This is a genomic window from Qipengyuania oceanensis (assembly GCF_009827535.1).
Taxonomy (GTDB): Bacteria; Pseudomonadota; Alphaproteobacteria; order Sphingomonadales; family Sphingomonadaceae; genus Qipengyuania_C; species Qipengyuania_C oceanensis.
The window spans coordinates 1,503,306-1,520,392 of record NZ_WTYN01000001.1; the positions used below are offsets into that span (position 1 = coordinate 1,503,306).

General features: G+C 65.5%; 21 protein-coding genes. 8 read left to right on the forward strand and 13 right to left on the reverse strand.

Translation table 11 applies throughout. The features are described from left to right. The first annotated feature begins 60 nt into the window (after positions 1–60). Positions 61–1,488, forward strand: coding sequence for an aldehyde dehydrogenase family protein (locus GRI48_RS07210; protein ID WP_160673328.1), 1,428 nt, complete (start codon positions 61–63; stop codon positions 1,486–1,488). A gap of 56 nt (positions 1,489–1,544) precedes the next feature. On the opposite strand, the gene GRI48_RS07215 is transcribed toward GRI48_RS07210, so the two are convergent. After that, a complete protein-coding gene (locus tag GRI48_RS07215; RefSeq protein WP_160673331.1) occupies positions 1,545–2,411 on the reverse strand; it encodes a dienelactone hydrolase family protein in 867 nt (288 codons plus the stop codon). Positions 2,412–2,459: 48 nt separating this feature from the next. Between GRI48_RS07215 and GRI48_RS07220 the strand changes: the two genes are divergently transcribed. Beyond that, positions 2,460–2,921, forward strand: a complete 462-nt coding sequence (locus GRI48_RS07220; protein WP_160673334.1) for a beta-lactamase hydrolase domain-containing protein — start codon at positions 2,460–2,462, stop codon at positions 2,919–2,921. On the opposite strand, the gene purU is transcribed toward GRI48_RS07220, so the two are convergent. Genes purU through GRI48_RS07240 form a run of 4 tightly spaced genes read right to left on the reverse strand, consistent with a single transcriptional unit; the run spans position 2,911 to position 7,300 of the window. Then, positions 2,911–3,747 (reverse strand): formyltetrahydrofolate deformylase, encoded by an 837-nt coding sequence (purU, locus tag GRI48_RS07225; protein WP_160675515.1) that lies wholly within the window; start codon positions 3,745–3,747, stop codon positions 2,911–2,913. The two genes, GRI48_RS07220 and purU, sit on opposite strands and share 11 nt — an antisense overlap. 20 nt (positions 3,748–3,767) lie before the next feature. Further along, a complete protein-coding gene (locus GRI48_RS07230; RefSeq protein ID WP_160673337.1) occupies positions 3,768–4,784 on the reverse strand; it encodes an NAD(P)H-dependent flavin oxidoreductase in 1,017 nt (338 codons plus the stop codon). Positions 4,785–4,824: 40 nt separating this feature from the next. After that, entirely contained in the window at positions 4,825–6,021 is a 1,197-nt protein-coding gene (gene purT, locus GRI48_RS07235; RefSeq protein ID WP_160673340.1) for a formate-dependent phosphoribosylglycinamide formyltransferase, read from the reverse strand. 10 nt (positions 6,022–6,031) lie between these two features. Further along, a complete protein-coding gene (locus GRI48_RS07240; RefSeq protein ID WP_160673343.1) occupies positions 6,032–7,300 on the reverse strand; it encodes an aspartate kinase in 1,269 nt (422 codons plus the stop codon). A gap of 52 nt (positions 7,301–7,352) precedes the next feature. Here GRI48_RS07240 and ubiG point away from each other — a divergent pair, with 52 nt between their 5' ends. Beyond that, positions 7,353–8,135 carry a bifunctional 2-polyprenyl-6-hydroxyphenol methylase/3-demethylubiquinol 3-O-methyltransferase UbiG gene (gene ubiG, locus GRI48_RS07245; protein ID WP_160673346.1) on the forward strand — a complete coding sequence of 261 codons (783 nt, stop codon included), beginning with the start codon at positions 7,353–7,355 and terminating at the stop codon, positions 8,133–8,135. 89 nt (positions 8,136–8,224) lie between these two features. After that, positions 8,225–8,626: a hypothetical protein gene (locus GRI48_RS07250; protein WP_160673349.1), complete on the forward strand. Its 402-nt coding sequence runs from the start codon at positions 8,225–8,227 to the stop codon at positions 8,624–8,626. A 24-nt stretch (positions 8,627–8,650) separates the two neighbouring features. Here GRI48_RS07250 and GRI48_RS07255 read toward each other — a convergent pair whose 3' ends face one another. Both GRI48_RS07255 and GRI48_RS07260 read right to left on the reverse strand, forming a co-directional pair. Beyond that, positions 8,651–9,148 (reverse strand): nucleoside deaminase, encoded by a 498-nt coding sequence (locus tag GRI48_RS07255; RefSeq protein ID WP_160673352.1) that lies wholly within the window; start codon positions 9,146–9,148, stop codon positions 8,651–8,653. Then, a complete protein-coding gene (locus tag GRI48_RS07260) occupies positions 9,145–10,218 on the reverse strand; it encodes a glycerophosphodiester phosphodiesterase family protein (protein WP_237451758.1) in 1,074 nt (357 codons plus the stop codon). Before GRI48_RS07260 ends, GRI48_RS07255 begins: the two co-directional genes overlap by 4 nt. On the opposite strand from GRI48_RS07260, the gene GRI48_RS07265 reads away from it, so the two are divergent. Next, complete coding sequence (locus tag GRI48_RS07265; protein WP_160673355.1) at positions 10,199–10,363, forward strand: hypothetical protein; 165 nt, start codon at positions 10,199–10,201, stop codon at positions 10,361–10,363. The two genes, GRI48_RS07260 and GRI48_RS07265, sit on opposite strands and share 20 nt — an antisense overlap. Before the next feature lie 7 nt (positions 10,364–10,370). On the opposite strand, the gene GRI48_RS07270 is transcribed toward GRI48_RS07265, so the two are convergent. Together GRI48_RS07270 and GRI48_RS07275 are read right to left on the reverse strand one after the other, a co-directional pair. Further along, positions 10,371–10,715, reverse strand: coding sequence for an ArsC family reductase (locus tag GRI48_RS07270; RefSeq protein WP_160673358.1), 345 nt, complete (start codon positions 10,713–10,715; stop codon positions 10,371–10,373). Continuing rightward, on the reverse strand, positions 10,712–11,026 hold the full coding sequence (locus GRI48_RS07275; protein ID WP_160673361.1) for an antibiotic biosynthesis monooxygenase family protein: 315 nt from the start codon (positions 11,024–11,026) through the stop codon (positions 10,712–10,714). The genes GRI48_RS07270 and GRI48_RS07275 overlap by 4 nt, the downstream gene beginning before the upstream one ends. A gap of 134 nt (positions 11,027–11,160) precedes the next feature. Here GRI48_RS07275 and GRI48_RS07280 point away from each other — a divergent pair, with 134 nt between their 5' ends. Beyond that, positions 11,161–12,477, forward strand: a complete 1,317-nt coding sequence (locus GRI48_RS07280; RefSeq protein WP_160673364.1) for an MFS transporter — start codon at positions 11,161–11,163, stop codon at positions 12,475–12,477. A gap of 82 nt (positions 12,478–12,559) precedes the next feature. After that, positions 12,560–14,152, forward strand: a complete 1,593-nt coding sequence (locus tag GRI48_RS07285; protein ID WP_160673367.1) for a carboxylesterase/lipase family protein — start codon at positions 12,560–12,562, stop codon at positions 14,150–14,152. Positions 14,153–14,161: 9 nt separating this feature from the next. Here the strand turns inward: GRI48_RS07285 and GRI48_RS07290 are convergent, their stop codons facing one another. The 4 genes from GRI48_RS07290 to GRI48_RS07305 all read right to left on the reverse strand — a co-directional run bounded on the left by GRI48_RS07290 (position 14,162) and on the right by GRI48_RS07305 (position 16,194). Next, positions 14,162–14,512, reverse strand: a complete 351-nt coding sequence (locus GRI48_RS07290) for a hypothetical protein (RefSeq protein ID WP_160673370.1) — start codon at positions 14,510–14,512, stop codon at positions 14,162–14,164. 104 nt (positions 14,513–14,616) lie between these two features. Beyond that, positions 14,617–15,081 (reverse strand): crossover junction endodeoxyribonuclease RuvC, encoded by a 465-nt coding sequence (ruvC, locus tag GRI48_RS07295; protein WP_160673373.1) that lies wholly within the window; start codon positions 15,079–15,081, stop codon positions 14,617–14,619. 10 nt (positions 15,082–15,091) lie between these two features. Continuing rightward, positions 15,092–15,442: a DUF3147 family protein gene (locus GRI48_RS07300; protein ID WP_160673376.1), complete on the reverse strand. Its 351-nt coding sequence runs from the start codon at positions 15,440–15,442 to the stop codon at positions 15,092–15,094. Continuing rightward, the gene (locus tag GRI48_RS07305) at positions 15,442–16,194 is read right to left on the reverse strand and encodes a YebC/PmpR family DNA-binding transcriptional regulator (protein WP_160673379.1); all 753 of its coding nucleotides are present in this window, start codon (positions 16,192–16,194) and stop codon (positions 15,442–15,444) included. The genes GRI48_RS07300 and GRI48_RS07305 overlap by 1 nt, the downstream gene beginning before the upstream one ends. A gap of 54 nt (positions 16,195–16,248) precedes the next feature. On the opposite strand from GRI48_RS07305, the gene GRI48_RS07310 reads away from it, so the two are divergent. Beyond that, on the forward strand, positions 16,249–17,049 hold the full coding sequence (locus tag GRI48_RS07310; RefSeq protein ID WP_160673382.1) for a CPBP family glutamic-type intramembrane protease: 801 nt from the start codon (positions 16,249–16,251) through the stop codon (positions 17,047–17,049). Positions 17,050–17,087 lie beyond the last annotated feature (38 nt).

Sequence of the window (17,087 nt, forward strand, 5' to 3'; positions counted from 1 at the left end):
ACGCATTTGCGATTCGCAGATCTGCTGCCGATCGCGTGAAAACATCGAGAGGAGACACAGATGACCAAGACCTATCCCAATTTGATCGACGGGGAACTGGTGACCACCGGTGACACGATGGAAGTCATCAACCCGGCAAACGAGGAAGTGGTCGGGCTGGTCCCGTCGTGCGGCAAGGAAGAGCTCGACCGTGCGGTCGCTGCCGCCCGACGCGCGTTCAAGACCTGGTCCAAGACCCCGATCGAGGAACGCCGCGCCGCGATCATGGCGATCTCGGGCGCGATCAAGGACAATGCCGACGAGCTGTTCCGGCTGCTGACCACCGAACAGGGCAAGCCGCACGAACAGGCCAAGGGCGAGATCTTCGGGGCCGCCGGCATGGCCGCCGCGCAATCGACGCTCGAACTGCCCGAAGAGACGATCCAGGACGATGACACGCGCCTGCACCGCTCGCGCCGCGTTCCGGTCGGCGTGGTCGGCGGTATCGTGCCGTGGAACTTCCCGGTCATGATGGCGATCCAGAAGATCGTCCCCGCCATGCTTTCGGGCTGCACCATCGTGCTCAAGCCCTCGCCCTTCACGCCGCTCACGACGCTGCGCATCGCCGAGCTGATCGCGGACAAGGTACCGGCGGGCGTCGTCAACATCATCACCGGCGAAGACAGCCTCGGCCCGCTCATCACTGGTCATCCGGACATCGACAAGATCACCTTCACCGGCTCGACCGCGACCGGCAAGAAGATCATGGAAGGCGCCAGCGCCGACCTGAAGCGCATCACGCTCGAACTGGGCGGCAACGACGCCTCGATCGTCATGCCCGATGCCGATCCCAAGAAGATCGCCGAGCAGCTGTTCTGGGCGAGCTTCTCCAATGCCGGGCAGATCTGCGTCGCGGCCAAGCGCGTCTACATCCACGAGGATATCTACGACGAGCTCAGCCAGGCGATCGTCGACTATGCCAAGACCGTCACCGTCGGCGACGGATCGCAGCAGGGCACCGGCGTCGGCCCGATCCAGAACAAGAAGCAGTACGAGCGCGTGCTCGAACTGATCAAGGATGCCAAGGACAACGGCTACAACTTCCTGCTCGGCGGGGACAAGGATCCGTCGGGCACCGGCTACTACGTGCCGATCACCATCCTCGACAATCCGCCGGAAGACGCGCGCATCGTCGCCGAGGAACAGTTCGGCCCGGTCATGCCGCTGATGAAATTCTCGACTGAAGAGGAAGTCATCCAGCGCGCGAACAATTCGGACTACGGCCTCGCCGGGGCGGTCTGGACGGCCGATACCGACAAGGGCGTCGAGATCGCCGAACAGCTCGAAACGGGCACGGTCTGGGTCAACGAGTACCTGCACCTGTCGCCGTTCGCCCCGTTCGGTGGGCACAAGCAGTCGGGCTTCGGCGCGGAATACGGCATCGAAGGTCTGAAGGAATTCACCTATCCGCAGGTGATCACCGTGAAGAAGGATGCCCAGGTCGCGTAAGCGCCGGACACTTTCGCCAGTAAACAAGGGCCGCCCGACGGGCGGCCCTTTTGGTATCAGAGAGCCGTTGCGTACATCGCGAGCAGCTTCGCCCAGGCACGCTCGGCCTGTTCGCGATCGTAGGACGGGCTGTCGAGCACGCACCAGCCGTGATCGGCCGGATAGACCTCGATATCGGCATCACAGCCGGTTGCCTCGGCAGCATTAAGCAGCGCGGTCTTGTCGCCCGGTGCCTTCTGGTCGTCGTTTTGCGCGATGGCGATCAGATAGTCGGCATCCTTCTTCAACCGGCGATGCGGGCTCGTATCGCCCTCGCGCACCAGCCCGCCGCCATGGAAACTCGCCGCCGCCTTCATCTGCGGCACGGCTGCCGCGCCGAGGATCGCGAAGCTGCCGGTCATGCAATAGCCCTGCGTGCCCAACCCGCGCGAGGCATCGACGGCGTCCTGACCCTGCAGCCATCCCGCGCAGGCGCGCGCATCGCGCTGAATCGTTTCGGCGGAGAACTTCTCGCGCCACGGGGTGACTTTCTTGAACCCGTCATTGGCGGCGAAGGAAGCAAAATTGGCGAACTGCTCGCCCGCGACGTCACGGTAATAGGGATTGGCCAGCAGCACGGCATAACCCTCGCCCGCCAGCCGCCGCGCCATCTGGCGCTTGGCTTCGCGGATCCCGGCGATGTCGGGCCAGAAGATCACCGCGGGCGATCGCTTACCGGCCGGATGGACGAAGAACCCGTCCATCGTCTTGTCGCCGATCGCGAAGGTGACCGTGCTTTCTGACAGCGACCCCACACCGGTCGTGTCCGCATCGCCTGCCATCGGGGCGCAGGCGGCAGCGGTCGCCGCTGCTCCCATGGCTCCGAAGCTGCGGCGGCTCAGCCCGCGCTTCGCCCACTCGTTCAGCTGATCGGTATCGCACATGCCTGTTCTCCCTTGTTCGATTCGACGGTCAGTCTAGTGCATTAAGCCATGGCAGGAAGGGACGATCCCGAAGATATTCGCGGCTGGCAGCGCCTCGACATGCGGACGACCACCTCGGGTCGCCTGCTGCCGGACGACCCGCCCCGGCTGGCGGCGATCGGGGTGCGGCACGTCGTCAACCTCGCGCTCGACGATCATCCCGACGCTTTGGCACACGCGGCTGCGCTGATGGCCGACGCCGGGATCGCCTACACGCACATCCCCGTGCCCTTCGATGCGCCGACGACCGCGCATTACGAGGCTTTCAAGGCCGCGTTGGATCAAGCAGGGGACGAAGCGATCCACGTGCATTGCATCATGAACTGGCGGGTGAGCGCGTTCTTCAACCTGCTCCACCGCGAGCGGGGTATGCCGGATGCCCAGGCCCGCGCACTGATGCAGCGGCAATGGGACCCGTTGGCCAGCGACGATCCGAGGGCCGCGCCCTGGCGGGAGCTGCTCAGCCCCTGAAAACCACCGTTCGCTGGCCGTTGAGCAAGACGCGATCCTCGAGGTGCAGGCGGACCGCTTCGGCGAGCACGCGGCTCTCGATCTCGCGCCCCTTGCGGACCAGTTCGTCGGGCGTGTCGGCATGGCTGATCGCCTCGACGTCCTGGTGAATGATCGGCCCCTCGTCGAGATCGGCGGTGACATAATGGGCGGTCGCGCCGATCATCTTCACGCCTCGCGCATGCGCCTGGTGATAGGGCTTGGCACCCTTGGAGCCGGGCAAGAAGGAGTGGTGGATGTTGATGCAGCGACCCGCGAAATGGCGCGCCTGGTCGTCCGACAATACCTGCATGTAGCGCGCAAGCACGACGAGCTCGGCATCCGTCTGCTCTGCGATCGCGCGCACTTGCGCTTCCTGCTCCGCCTTCGTGTCGCGCGTCAGCGGCAGGTGGTGGAACGGCACGCCATCGATCATCGTGTGAGTAATCGCCTCGCGCGGGTGATTGGAGACGATCGCCACCGGGTCCATCGGCAGTTCCCCGATCCGCCAGCGATAGAGCAGGTCCGCCAGGCAATGGTCGAACTTGCTGACCATCAGCAGCACGCGGCGCGGGCGATCGCGCAGAGCCAGTTTCCACTCCATCGCGTGATCGCTGGCAATCTTGGCGAAACCCTCGCGGAGCCGTTCGCGCGAGGCCTCTCCCGGATCGAACTCGATCCGCATGAAGAAGGCATCGCTCGTCCGGTCGTTGAACTGCTGCGCTTCGAGGACGTTGCCGCCGTGCTCGAACAGGAAGCCCGTTACCCGCGCGGTAATGCCCGGCCGGTCGGCGCAGGACAGCGTCAGGACGAGCGGTTAGGCCATCCCTAGCGGCGCGTCAGCGCGTCCTCGCATTCGCTCATCAGTGTCGCGATGATGTCCGCGACCGGCTCCTCTGCCTTGACCATGCCGACCGACTGACCGGCCATGAGCGATCCGTTCTCGACATCGCCGTCGATCACCGCGCGGCGCAGCGCGCCGGCCCAGTAGTGTTCGACCTGCAACTGCGCTTCGGCCATCGCGATTTCCTCGCGGTCGAGGCTGCCGGCGATCTCGCGCTGCTTGGCTGTGAACTCCTCCGTGCCCTTGTTCTTGAGCGCCCGGACCGGGATCACGGGCAGCCGCGCATCGACCTGCACGCTCGCGACCGCATCGCGCGCGCTGGCGCGGAAGAAGGCCTTCTTGAAGTCGGGATGGGCAATGCTCTCGGTCGCGCAGGCAAAGCGCGTGCCGAGCTGGACACCGCACGCGCCCATCTCGAGATAGCCGGCGATCGCCTGCCCCCGGGCTATGCCACCGGCGACGAAGATCAGGTACTCGTCGGACAATTCGGGCAGCATTTCCTGTGCCAGCACGCTGGTCGAGACGGGGCCGATGTGGCCGCCCGCTTCCATCCCCTCGATCACCAGCGCGTCGGCGCCGGAACGCAGCAACTTCTTCGCCAGCGCGAGCGTTGGCGCGAAGCAGATGACCTTGGCCGGATTTGCACCGCCCTTGATCGCCTCGACGCTGCCCTTGGGAGGAATGCCGCCCGCCAGCACGACGTGGCTGACCGCGTGCTTTTCGCAGACCGCGATCAGGTCGAACAGGTCAGGGTGCATGGTGATGAGGTTCACGCCGAAGGGCTTTTCGGTCAGCTTCTTCGTCTCGGCGATCTCGGTGTCGAGCAGGTCGGGCGTCATCGCGCCGCAGGCGATCACGCCGAAGCCGCCGGCGTTGCTGATCGCGGAGACGAGATTGCGCTCGCTCACCCAGCTCATGGCACCGCACAGGATCGCATGCTCGCAGCCGAGGAAGTCGCTGCCGCGCCGCATCAGCGCATGGCTCTTGGGACAATCTGTCATGGCGAGCGCGCTTAAGTCAGGCCGGACGAGGCCGCAAGCGTCACGAGCCGTAGGTGAGGCGAACCTTGCCTGCCGCCTCGGCAGCAAGCGCGCGCGCCTCGTCGGTCGAACCGGCCGTCGCCAGCGCTACGCCCATCCGGCGATAGGGGCGGGTGACGGGCTTGGAGAAAATCCGGATATCGATGCTGCCGTTGGCGACGCCCAGCGCCTCTGCGATCCCCTCGTAGCCGACCGTTTGGCTCTCGCGGTCGGCGAGGATGACCGCGCTCGCGGCCGGGCGGGCGCGGATCTGCTCCGGAACCGGAAGGCCCATGATGGCGCGCGCGTGAAGGTCGAATTCGGACAGGTTCTGGCTGACCAGAGTGACCATTCCGGTATCATGCGGGCGCGGCGAAAGCTCGGAGAAGATGACCTCGTCGCCCCCGTCCCCGCCCTTCGCGACGAAGAACTCGACGCCGAACAGGCCGTAACCGAGCCCGCTGCTCGCCAGTTCCTCGACAACCTTGCGCGCCATGTCCTGCGCGCTGCGGAGCGCGGCATCGCTCATCGCCATCGGTTGCCAGCTTTCCTGGTAGTCGCCGCGTTCCTGGCGGTGGCCTATCGGCGGGCAGAAGCTCACGCCGCCTGCGTGCCGAATGGTCAGCAGCGTGATCTCGTAATCGAAATCGACGAATTGCTCGACGATCACCCGGCTGCGGTCGCCGCGCATTCCGGCGACGGCATAGTCCCACGCCGCTTCCAGATCGCCCGCCTCGCGCACCGTCGACTGGCCCTTGCCGGAAGACGACATGACCGGCTTGATGACGCAGGGTAGCCCGGTGAACTCGGCCGCGGCACGGACTTCTGCCAGGCTTTCGGCATAGCGATAGCGCGAGGTCACGAGGCCCAGCTTGTCGGCCGCAAGATCGCGGATCGCATCGCGGTTCATCGTCATCTGCGTCGCCCTCGCGCTGGGCACGACGGTGAAGCCCTCCTGCTCCAGTTCGGCGAGGACTTCGGTGCGGATCGCCTCGATTTCGGGCACGATCAGGTCCGGGCGGTGTTTCTCCACGACGCTGCGCAGTGCCGCGCCATCGAGCATGGAGAATACCTCGCGCGCGTCGGCGAACTGCATCGCGGGCGCGTCGTCATAGGCATCGCAGGCGATGACGTAAGCGCCGAGCCGCTTGGCCGAGACGACGAACTCTCGGCCCAGCTCGCCCGAACCGAGCAGCAGGATCTTCGCCGTGTGGCTCATGACGGGCCGCTCAGGCAGCCTCGTCCTCGGCATCCAGCCCATAGGCGGTATGCAGCACGCGCACGGCCAGTTCGGTCTCGTCCTCGTCGATCATCACGCTGACCTTGATCTCCGAGGTGGAAATCGCCTGGATATTGATCCCGCGGTCGCTCAGGGCCTTGAACATCGTCGCCGCGACGCCCGCGTGGCTCTTCATGCCCACGCCCACGACGCTGATCTTGGCGATATGGCTGTCGGTGATGATGCGATTGAAGCCGATGTCCTCGCGCTTGTCCTCCAGCAACGCCTGCGCCCGTGCGAGATCGGTCTGCGGCACGGTGAAGGTCACGTCGGTCTCGCCCTTGTCGCGACCGACGTTCTGGATGATCATGTCGACATTGATCGAGGCATCGGCCAGCGGCCCGAAGATATGCGCCACCGCGCCCGGCTTGTCGGGCACGCGGGTGAGGATGATCTTGGCCTCGTTCTTGTCGTGGGCGATGCCGGTGACGAGTTGGCGTTCCATGTCGATCTTCTCCATTTCTTCGTCCGAGACGATCAGCGTTCCGGGCAGGTCGTCGGCGGGTATCGCATCGTCGCCGACGAAGCTCGAGAGTACCTGGACCGGCACCCCTTCCTTCATTGCCAGCCCGACCGAGCGGGTCTGCAGCACCTTCGCACCGACCGAGGCGAGTTCGAGCATTTCCTCGTAGGTGACGGCCTTGAGCTTGCGCGCCTTGGCGACGATCCGTGGGTCGGTGGTGTAGACCCCGTCGACGTCGGTATAGATGTCGCAGCGGTCGGCGCCGATCGCCGCGGCGACGGCCACTGCCGACGTGTCCGATCCGCCGCGCCCCAGAGTTGTCACGCGCCCATCGTCGGAAACGCCCTGAAACCCGGGAACGACCGCAATCTCGCCGCGCTCGAGCGAGGCGACCAGATCGTCCGATTCGATCGATTCCACCCGCGCCTTGGCATGCGCCTCGATCGTGTGGATCGGCAATTGCCAGCCGAGCCAGCTACGCGCCTTGCAGCCCAGGGCCTGCAGCGTCAGGGCCAGCAGCCCGGAGGTCACCTGTTCGCCGCTGGCAACGACCACGTCGTATTCCGCCGGATCGTAGAGCGGATTCGCCTCGCGGCAGAAATTCACCAGGCGGTCGGTCTCTCCGGCCATGGCCGAGACCACCACGACGACTTGGTTGCCGCCGGCCGCCTGCTTGCGCACGATATTGGCGACGCGCCGGATGCGCTCGGTCCCGGCCATCGATGTGCCGCCGAATTTCATCACGATCCGAGCCACGTTCCGCCTTTCGGTGCTGGTCTGCTGTCCAAGCGGCTGTTAGGCAGCGGCCATGCCCGATGCAACCGATACGGCTGATATGAATACTTCACGCAAGCCAACACAGGGGGCAACCGTCACGGCGACCATTCGCCCCGACGAAGCCGCCCATTTCGGCAAGCTCGCGCGGGACTGGTGGGATCCTAGGGGCTCTTCCGCCATGCTGCACAAGCTCAATCCCGTCCGCCTGGGATATATCCGCGAGGCGATCGACCTGCACTGGGGCGGCGATATCGAGAGCCGCCGACCGCTCGCCGGCAAGCGCGCGCTCGACGTGGGCTGCGGCGCGGGCCTGCTGTGCGAACCGCTGGCGCGGATGGGGGCCGAGGTGACCGGCGTCGATGCCGCGCTGGAGAACGTGGCCGCCGCCATGGCCCATGCCGAGGGCACCGGCCTGTCGATCGACTATCGCGCGGGCGAGCTCGGTTCGATGAGCCTCGGGCAGTTCGACCTCGTCACCTGTCTCGAAGTGATCGAGCATGTCGCGGACAAGCCCGCCTTCATGACGCAGCTCGCCAGGCACCTCGCTCCCGGCGGGCTGATGATCCTGTCGACGCCCAACCGCACTCCGCAATCGAAACTGCTGATGGTCGAGGGAGCCGAACGGCTGGGCCTCATCCCGCGGGGCACGCACGAATGGGCGGATTTCGTCACTCCGGAGGAACTCGAGAACCTGGTGTCCGCCGCCGGCCTGCGGATGCACTCGGTAAAGGGCATCGGCTTTTCCCCGCTCTCGGGTCTTCACATCGGCGACGATCTCTCGCTCAATTACATCTGCACTGTCACGGCAGTTTAGGTCCCGATTTCAGCCAGCCGCCCGCAACCCGTCCGAATGGCTTACGGGCCGTTAACTAATTCGCGCTAGTCACAGGCTGCAGACTTCACGTGCCGACAACCGGCGGCGAACGGGGATATTCGATGGGCAAGGAATTTTTCGACGATCAGCGCAAGGACGATCGTCGCGACATCGGGGCCTGGGGGCGCTATCGGACGGGACGCGGCGTAGCCCGCGACGTCCAGATTCTGGATGTGAACATGTTCGGTTGCCGCTTTCGCGACAAGTTCGGCAATCTCGTCCCGGACAACCATATCACCATGAAAATCGGCAATATCGGCCCGATTCTCACGCATATTCGCTGGCGCGACGGGGCGATCGTCGGGACCGAGTTCGAAGAACCGCTTTATGGCGCGGTACTCGATCACATCACCCGCTATTTCGACGAACGGACCGCCGAGGAAAAGGCGCGGATTGCAGAAGCGCGGGCCGCCGACGCAGACGATTTCTAGCGCCGGTAATTTCCGCGCCGGTACCTAGGTGTTGGCCTGCATGTCTTCCGGGACATCGTCCCACGGACGGAAATAGAGGCGGGCACATTCGTCGGACAGGACCCCGCCTTCGAGCACGATGTCATCCTTGTAGGCATCCGCGAGGTAATCGAGCGTCGAGAGATGCCGATCCTCGAAATACATTTCGTGGACATCGTCGCGCCCGGCTCCGTAGACGACCCGGCTGACGCCCGCCCAGATGCTCGCGAACGAGCACATTCCGCAGGGCTGAAGCGTCGAATAGAGCGTCGCACCCTCGAACCGCATCTGCCCCTCGGCGCTACCCGCTTGGCGGATCGCCTCGATCTCGGCATGAGCCGTCGGATCGCAGTCCTCGGCGGTGTGATTGACCGCGCGGGCAACCTCGCGCCCGTCATGCACGATGACCGCGCCGATCGGCGTATTGACCGGATCCGTGCCCTTCTCGGCAATCGCGTGATCGATCGCCACGCGCATCCAGCGCTCGTCGTCCGCCTGGCTCATCGGGCCAGTTCCTTCCTCGCTGAAACGGCCAGCCCGGGATCGTCGGTGAAGATTCCGTCGACGCCATGGGCCTTGAGGATGCTCACCATGCCGAGCACATCGCCGGTTCCGTTCTCGCTCGTCCCGCGCTTCAGGATCGGCGGCAGGAACGCGTTTTCCTTGCGGAGCGTCCAGGCGAAGACCTTGAGGCCCGCATCATGCGCCTCTTCGACCAGCCCGGTCGGCGCCCCTTCGGTGGTGAACAGCAGCGTCATCTCGGGCGCGAGAACGTCGGCATAGCTCGCAACTTCGGCCAGTCCGGCCGGCTGGATCATCGCGGAGAAATCGGTGCCCGGTTCGTCCTGCGGGCCGCCTTGCGGCCCGACCAGCTGGACCAGCATGAAGTCGCTCATCGCATCGAGCCGCTTCAGCGGGGCGATATCGAAGCTCTGGATCGCGACATGGGCATCGTCCTTGGAGTAACCGGCACCCGCCAGGTCGTTGAGCACCAGTTGCACCGTGTCGAAACCATCCTGCAGCAGGTAGGTCGGATGCTTGAGCTCGGGCATCACGCCGATCCGCCTTCCGGTCTCGGCTTCCTTGGCGCGGACCAGCTTGAGCACCTCGGCAAAGGTCGGGACGGAGTACAGACCGTCGAAACGCGCATTGGCGGGGCGCATGCCGGCCAATCGTTCCTTGGCGCGCAGCGTGCGGATTTCCGCCAGTGTGAAATCCTCCGCGAACCAGCCGTTGACGAGTTCTCCGGCGATGGTCTTGCCGCGCCGCCGGTCGGCGAACTCCTCGCGCGATCCGACATCGGTGGTCTGCGAAAGGTCTGTGTCGTGCCTCGCGATGAGGACGGCGTCCTTGGTCACGACGAGATCGGGCTCGATCCAGTCGGCCCCCTGGTCGATCGCCAGTTCATAGGCGGCGAGCGTGTGTTCGGGCCGTTCGCCGCTCGCGCCGCGGTGGGCGATGATTTCCTGCGCGGCGAGCGGCCCGGCCGCCATGGCAGCGAGCGCCGCCAGCGTTAACCGGACAGTTACGAGGCTGCGCGAGAATCGGGCGGCCATGTGGAAGAAACTCGTCATCGTCACTGTCCTCGTCATTGGCGGGCTCTGGGGTCTGGGATTCGACTTCGCCGGGCTGAAGGACGATATCGCGGGCGCAGCCAATGGCAATGCCGACCAGATGGTCGGTCGCGGCGGTCCGGCCGACTGGGGGGACGAAGACTAGGCCTGCGTCATAGCGCTTTCGTCCACTCGGCTTCGGAAAAGCCGACCAGCACGCCGCCGGGATGCTCCACCACCGGGCGTTTGATCATGCTCGGATGCGCGACCATGAGACGGATCGCCTTCGCCCGGTCGATATCGGCCTTGTCGGACTCTTCCAGCTTGCGGAAGGTCGTCCCGCGGCGGTTGAGCAGCGCTTCCCACCCGGCCGAATCGGCCCACGTCTCCAGCTTTGCGGGGTCGGCCCCTTCCTTCTTGAAGTCGCGAAAGGCGTAGTCGATGTCGCGCGCATCGAGCCACTTGCGCGCTTTCTTGACCGTGTCGCAGTTGGGAATGCCGTAAAGCTGGATCGTCATGTGTGGTCCCGTAATTGGAAGCGATGGATGCGCGGATCGTCGCAGCCGAACAGCGTGTAGTCTGTATAGTATCGCTCGCGCCCGTGCGCCTGCGCCAGGCGGTGTTCGGCGACCTGCCCCCACGCGCGGGCAGAAGCCTCGTCCGTCCATTCGGAAAGCGCGATCACCTCGCCGTCTTCGGCGGTGTAGCTCTTGAAGGCGAGGAAGCCGGGCTGGCCGGCGGCCAGTTCCTCCATGCGCGCATTCTCCGCCTCGTAGGCGGCCTGGTCGATATCGCTGCGCTTTCGATTGCGGAAGACGACGAGGTACATGCGTGCCGCTCATGCAGCGGCGCTTGCGGCAGCACAAGTATGCCGGTGCAGCGCGATCACCGTTGCGACATTGTGTCGCGCACGCAGGCGTGCGAAGCTGCGCGGGCGGATCGCGTGATTTGAGGGGGAATGGCTTGGTTCAGGCAGCCGTATCGTCGCGCCTGGTGCTCAGCGAACATCGCTGGCTCCGCTTCCTGACGCTGGCACTGTTTTACGTGGCCCAGGGCGTGCCGGCGGGAGTCACGATCATCGCGATACCGGCCTGGGCGGCGGCGAACGGCGCATCGGACGAAGCGGTAGCCTCGCTGGTTGCTGCGGCCTATGCCGTGCCGAGCTTCAAGTTCCTGATCGGTCCGGTCGTCGATCGCTACGTGTACATCCCGATGGGACGTCGCAGGCCCTGGCTGATCGGAGCGCAGGTGCTGATGACCCTGGGGTGGCTCGGGGCAGCGATCATCGCACCCGGCCCGCACGACACGGCCCTGCTGATCGCGGTCACTTTCCTCGTTTCCGGGACGACCGCGGTGCAGGACGTGGCGGCCGACGGACTCGCGACCGATATCCTCGAAGAACGGGAAACCGGCAGCGCCGGCGCATTCACCTTCGGATCGGCAGTCATCAGCATGGCGGCAACCGGCGGCTTGGCCGGATACCTGTTCCAGAACTTCGGCTCGCAGGCGACTTTCCTCGCCACGCTGCCACTGATTGCCGTGGTCACGATCCTTGCCATCTTGGTTCTCGAGCGCCCCGGCGAGCGCCGCCTGCCGTGGAGCAACGGCGAGGCTTCGGAACAAGCGCAGGCGACCCGGGCACAGGCTTGGCTGCCGCTGGCCGTCGCCGTATTCCGCCAGGTCATCACCCGCGACAGCCTCATCTTCATCGCGATCATCCTGGCCACGGGTCTGGGCGCAGGAATGATAACTCCGCTGCTGCCGATCTACGGGACAGCCATCGTCGGGCTCGACACGGCGGGCTTCGCCACGCTCCAGTCGAGCATCGCCGTGCCCACGGCGGCAATCAGCATGGTCGTCCTGGCGGCGCTCGCACCGAGGCTCGGCCTGCGCCTGACGCTCGTGGTGATCCTCGCGCTCGACGGGGCGCTCGTCCTGCTTTGGGCGATCGACCCGCTTGTACTCACCGCCTTCGCGGCGTTTGCGGGATACCTCGTGATCTACGGAACGCTCAGCGCGTTCCGCCAGATGGCGATGCAGGGAATGCGCATGGCCCTGAGCGAGACGCGCGTCGGGGCGACCCAGATGACGGTCTATAATTCGCTCGGAAACCTGCCGCTGAGCCTGGGCGCGGGACTGTTCGCCCTGCTCGGCGGGTCGGGCGCGTTGACGATCGTATTGGGAACTGCGGGTGCCCTGCTGGTGGTCGGCGCAGTGCTGACGCTGCTGCTGCGCATCGGGCGGCGCGAGCCACGGCCGGTCTCCATACCCCAATCCTGAAACCCGGCGAAACGGCGTGACAATCTCACCAATTCGGTGCTACCCCATCCATGAAAAGAAATCACTCTGGGGAGAGAGAACGATGAAAAGAGCCATTCTTGGCGCCCTCTTGGCTGGCTGCATTCCGATTGCAGCGAGCGCGCAACCGGTCGCCACGCCGGTCGTCGAAACCGAGAGCGGCAAGGTCCAGGGGCTGGAAGATCGCGGCATCGATGCCTTTCTCGGTATCCGCTACGCTGCGCCGCCGATCGGCGATCTGCGCTTCATGCCGCCAGAAAAGCCGGCGAAGGACAGCGGCATCTCCGATGCGACCGGCTACGGCGCGCCCTGCATGCAGCTCTACACGCCGTCCGGCCCCAACGAGAGCGATGTGACGCGCGGCATCCAGGCGATCTTCCCGACCTCGACCGAGGCCAAGATCGACAACGAGGATTGCCTGTTCCTCAACGTCTGGACGCCGGCGGCGGGCGATGGCGGCAAGCGCCCGGTCATGGTCTGGTTCCACGGTGGCGGCTATGCCTATGGGTCGGGCAACTGGCCCGCCTACAACGGGCGCAATCTCGCCGAGAAAGGCGACGTGGTGGTGGTGACCGTCAACCACCGGCTCAACGCCTTCGGTTATCTCAATCTCGCGGAAAAGTTCGGCGAGGATTACGCCGCTTCGGGCAATGTCGGAAACCTCGACCTCGTCCGCTCGCTCGAATGGGTGCGCGACAATATCGCGGCCTTCGGCGGCGATCCCGGCAACGTCACGATCATGGGCGAATCCGGGGGCGGGTCGAAAGTCAGCCACCTGATGGCGATGCCCGTGGCCGACGGGCTGTTTCACAAGGCGATCGTCCAGTCCGGGCCGGGTGTCGTCAGCGGCAAGCCGGCAGAGGCGGCTGCCTATGCCGCCGATATCCTGAAGGCAGCAGGTGTCGAGACCAGCGAGGACCTGGTCGCGGTCCGCGCCGACGAGATCGTCGACGCCGTGCGCAAGGCAACCCCGCCGGGGTCCGGCATGGGCCGCGGCCCGCAATTCGGCCCGATCGCCGACGGGACCATCGTGCCGCGCGATCCGTTCCTTCCGGCCGCGCCCGAACAGTCACGCGATATCCCGTTGCTGATCGGTTACAACAAGGACGAGATGACCTTGTTCGTCGCCTCGCAGCCCTGGTTCGGCCGGCTCGACGAGGCGGGGCTGGCCGCGATGAGCGCGATGCTCGGCAAACAAGCGGTCGCTGCGGTGGATGCCTATCGCAAGGCCTATCCCGATTATTCGCCGACGCACCTGGCCGCCATCGCGATGGGCGGACGCTTCGTTCGCGGGACCTACCTGCTGGCGGACCAGCAGAGCCGTACGGCATCGGCTCCGGTCTTCGTCTACCGGCTGGTGTGGGAGACGCCGGTGGCCGGTGGCATGTTCCGCACGCCCCACACGCTCGACATTCCCTTCATGTTCGACAATGCGCAGGAAAGCGCGGCGCTGGTCGGTACGGGCGAGGCGCCCGAGCGAATGGGCCAGATCATGAGCGATGCGTGGATTTCCTTCGCCAAGTCCGGCTCCCCGTCGAGCGAACTCCTGCCCGAGTGGAAACCGTACACCGCCAAGGCCCGCATGGTCATGGAGCTCGATATCGAATCGCGGCTCACGGACGACCCCGAAAAGGCGATCCGCGAACTCAGCGACTAGACGGGCGCGTCAGCGCAACTGGAAGTCGACGATCCGACCGTCGTTGCGGAAGCTGCAGTAGAACTGGTCGCGGCTGGAATCGCGCGTGTCGATCCGGCCGACGACCTGCACGATCTCGCGGCTGGTCTGCTGCACGCGATCGATCGCGACGCGACCGTAGCGCGAGGCTTCCTTGCCGCAGGCATTGTAGGCCGCACGCTCGAATTCGTTCGAACCCGATTGGTTGTAGTCGCCGTATCCGTCGTTTCCGCCGAGAATCCCGCCGAGGATTCCGCCGCCGCCGAGGCCGCCATACTGGTTGGCGCAACCGCCAAGCGCCAGAGCACCTGCGGCAACAATCGTGAAAGTCGTGATACGCATCGAAGCTCTCCTGTCTGCAAGCTCCGGCGCATCGTCTCCGCGCGAAGGCTCGGGAGAACTACGCTTGCTTCAAGTGCTTGTTCCGCTGGACGTTTTCTGCCGCTTCAGCCGAGATTGGCATCGGCGATCGCGACCGCCAGCGCATCGGCAGCATCCGCCCCCTCTACCCGCGCGCCCGGAAGCAGCACCCGGAGCATCGCCTGCACCTGCGTCTTGTCCGCGCCGCCGGTCCCGACCACCGCCTTCTTGACCAGCCGCGCGGCGTGTTCGTTGACGAGAAGGTTCGCCTGTCCGCAGGCGGCCAGCACCGCTCCGCGCGCCTGCGCGAGCTTGAGCGTGGATTGCGCGTTCTTGTTGGCGAAGACCTCCTCCGCCGCCGCACGGTCGGGCGCATGGGCGGCGATCACCGCCGCGACCGCGGAATGGAGATGATCGAGCCGCGCAGCGATGGGCGCCTTTGGATCGGTCTTGACCTGCCCGTTGGCGACATGGCTGATCCGGCTGCCCTCGGCGCGGATGATGCCCCAGCCGGTACACGAAAGCGAAGGGTCCAAGCCCAGGATCAGCATTGCGGCGACCTCACAGTCGCAGGCCGAACCGCGGACCGATGTTCATCATCACCAGGTACAGCGCGACGGTCAGCGCGCAACCGATCGCCAGCGCGATCCAGAAATGCAGCCCCGCGCGCAACAGCATCGGGATGACGAGAAACATGGGCAGGCTCGGCAGCACGTACCAGAACGTCGCTTCGCTATGGATGGCCATGTTCCGCGCATCGGGCCGCGCATGCCACAGGAAGATCATGCCGAGCACGCTGACGAGCGGCAGGCTGGCGACCAGCGCCGCCATGGCCGGCAGGCGCTTGCCGAGTTCCGCAATGGCCGCGATCATCGCCCCGGCGAGCAGCGCCTTGGCGATGAAGGACCACATCAGTCGAGCTTGGCCATCACGTCGTCGGGGATCTCGTAATTGCCCCAGACGGTCTGCACGTCGTCGTCGTCGTCGAGTGCATCGACCAGCTTGAGCAGCGTTGCCGCGCCCTTCTCGTCCATTTCGACGGTGATGTTCGGCTTCCACGCGAGCTTCACGTTGGCCGCCTCGCCGAGAGATTTCTCGAGGTCGCTCGCGACCTGGTGCAGCGCATCGGCCTCGGTCCAGATCGTGTGGCCGCCGTCTTCGCCCATGTCGCTTTCGATATCGTCCGCGCCAGCTTCCATCGCGGCCTCGAGGACCGTTTCCTCGTCGCCCGCGCTCACCGGATATTCGATCAGCCCCTTGCGCTCGAACCCGTGCGCGACCGAACCTTCGGTACCCAGATTGCCGCCGTGCTTGCTGAAGGCGGTCCGCACGGCAGTCGCGGTACGGTTGCGGTTGTCGGTCAGGGCCTCGACGATGATCGCGCTGCCGCCCGGGCCGTAGCCTTCGTAGCGCACTTCCTCGTAATTCTCGCCGTCGGCCAGGGTCGCCTTGTCGATCGCGCGCTGGATGTTGTCCTTGGGCATCGACTGCGCCTTGGCGGTGTTGACCGCCAGCCGCAGGCGCGGGTTCATGTCCGGATCGGGCGTGCCCATCTTCGCCGCCACGGTGATTTCGCGGCTGAGCTTGGAAAACAAGTTGGAACGCTTCTTATCCTGTGCACCCTTGCGGTGCATGATGTTCTTGAATTTGGAATGGCCTGCCATAGGAGTGTTTCTGACTTTGTATCTTGACGGGAAATCGGGGGCCGCATTAGCCGCATGAGCACTCATCTAACAAGCCCCGAGGCGCAGCCAGGGGCAAGCGGCGCGCTTGCGCAAAGTACCGTGGGCCAGTGGCAGCGCTTTTTCGCGTTCCTGCGCCGCCCGGTGCTGCCCGATCGTGCCTTGCCACCTTCGCGCGATGGACTGGTAGCGGTTGTCCGGATGCTCGGCCTCGATGCGCTGGCGATGGGCGTGCTCATGGCGATCGCGGGCGCGGTCATCGCGCTGGGTTTCGATCTTCCCGAAACGGCGCTGGCCGACATGGACATCACCCCCGCCCTGCTCGCGCTGGTGGTCGTCGCCGCGCCGATCGGTGAAGAACTGGTCTTTCGCAGCTGGCTATCCGGTCGGCCGGGCCACGTATTGGGCGCGATCCTGTTCGCGATCTTCACGCTGGTCGCGACCGGCGTGCTCGGCGCGACGGTGTTCAAGGGCAGCGATCCCGTCGTATCCGGCGTGGCATCGCTGATAACCGGTGGTGCCATCGGGATGGTCGCCGCCGCCGCCGTCGTCTTCGCCTTGCGGCGTCGCGGCGCGATGCGCTGGTTCCAGCGCCTGTTTCCGCTGTTCTACTGGCTGAGCGTGCTGGCTTTTGCCGGGGTCCACGTGTTCAACTTCGCCGGGCAGGCCTGGTGGCTGGTCTTGCCGCTGGTGATACCCCAGTTCGTGCTCGGGGCGATCCTCGGCTACCTGCGCGTCAACTTCGGCCTGTGGGCGAACATCCTCACCCATGCCGTCCACAACGGGACGATCCTGGGTTTCGTCCTGCTCGCGAGCGCGCTGGTCGGGGGCGAATGATGGCCGTTCGGCTGGACAGCCAAGCGGCCCAGCCGCTC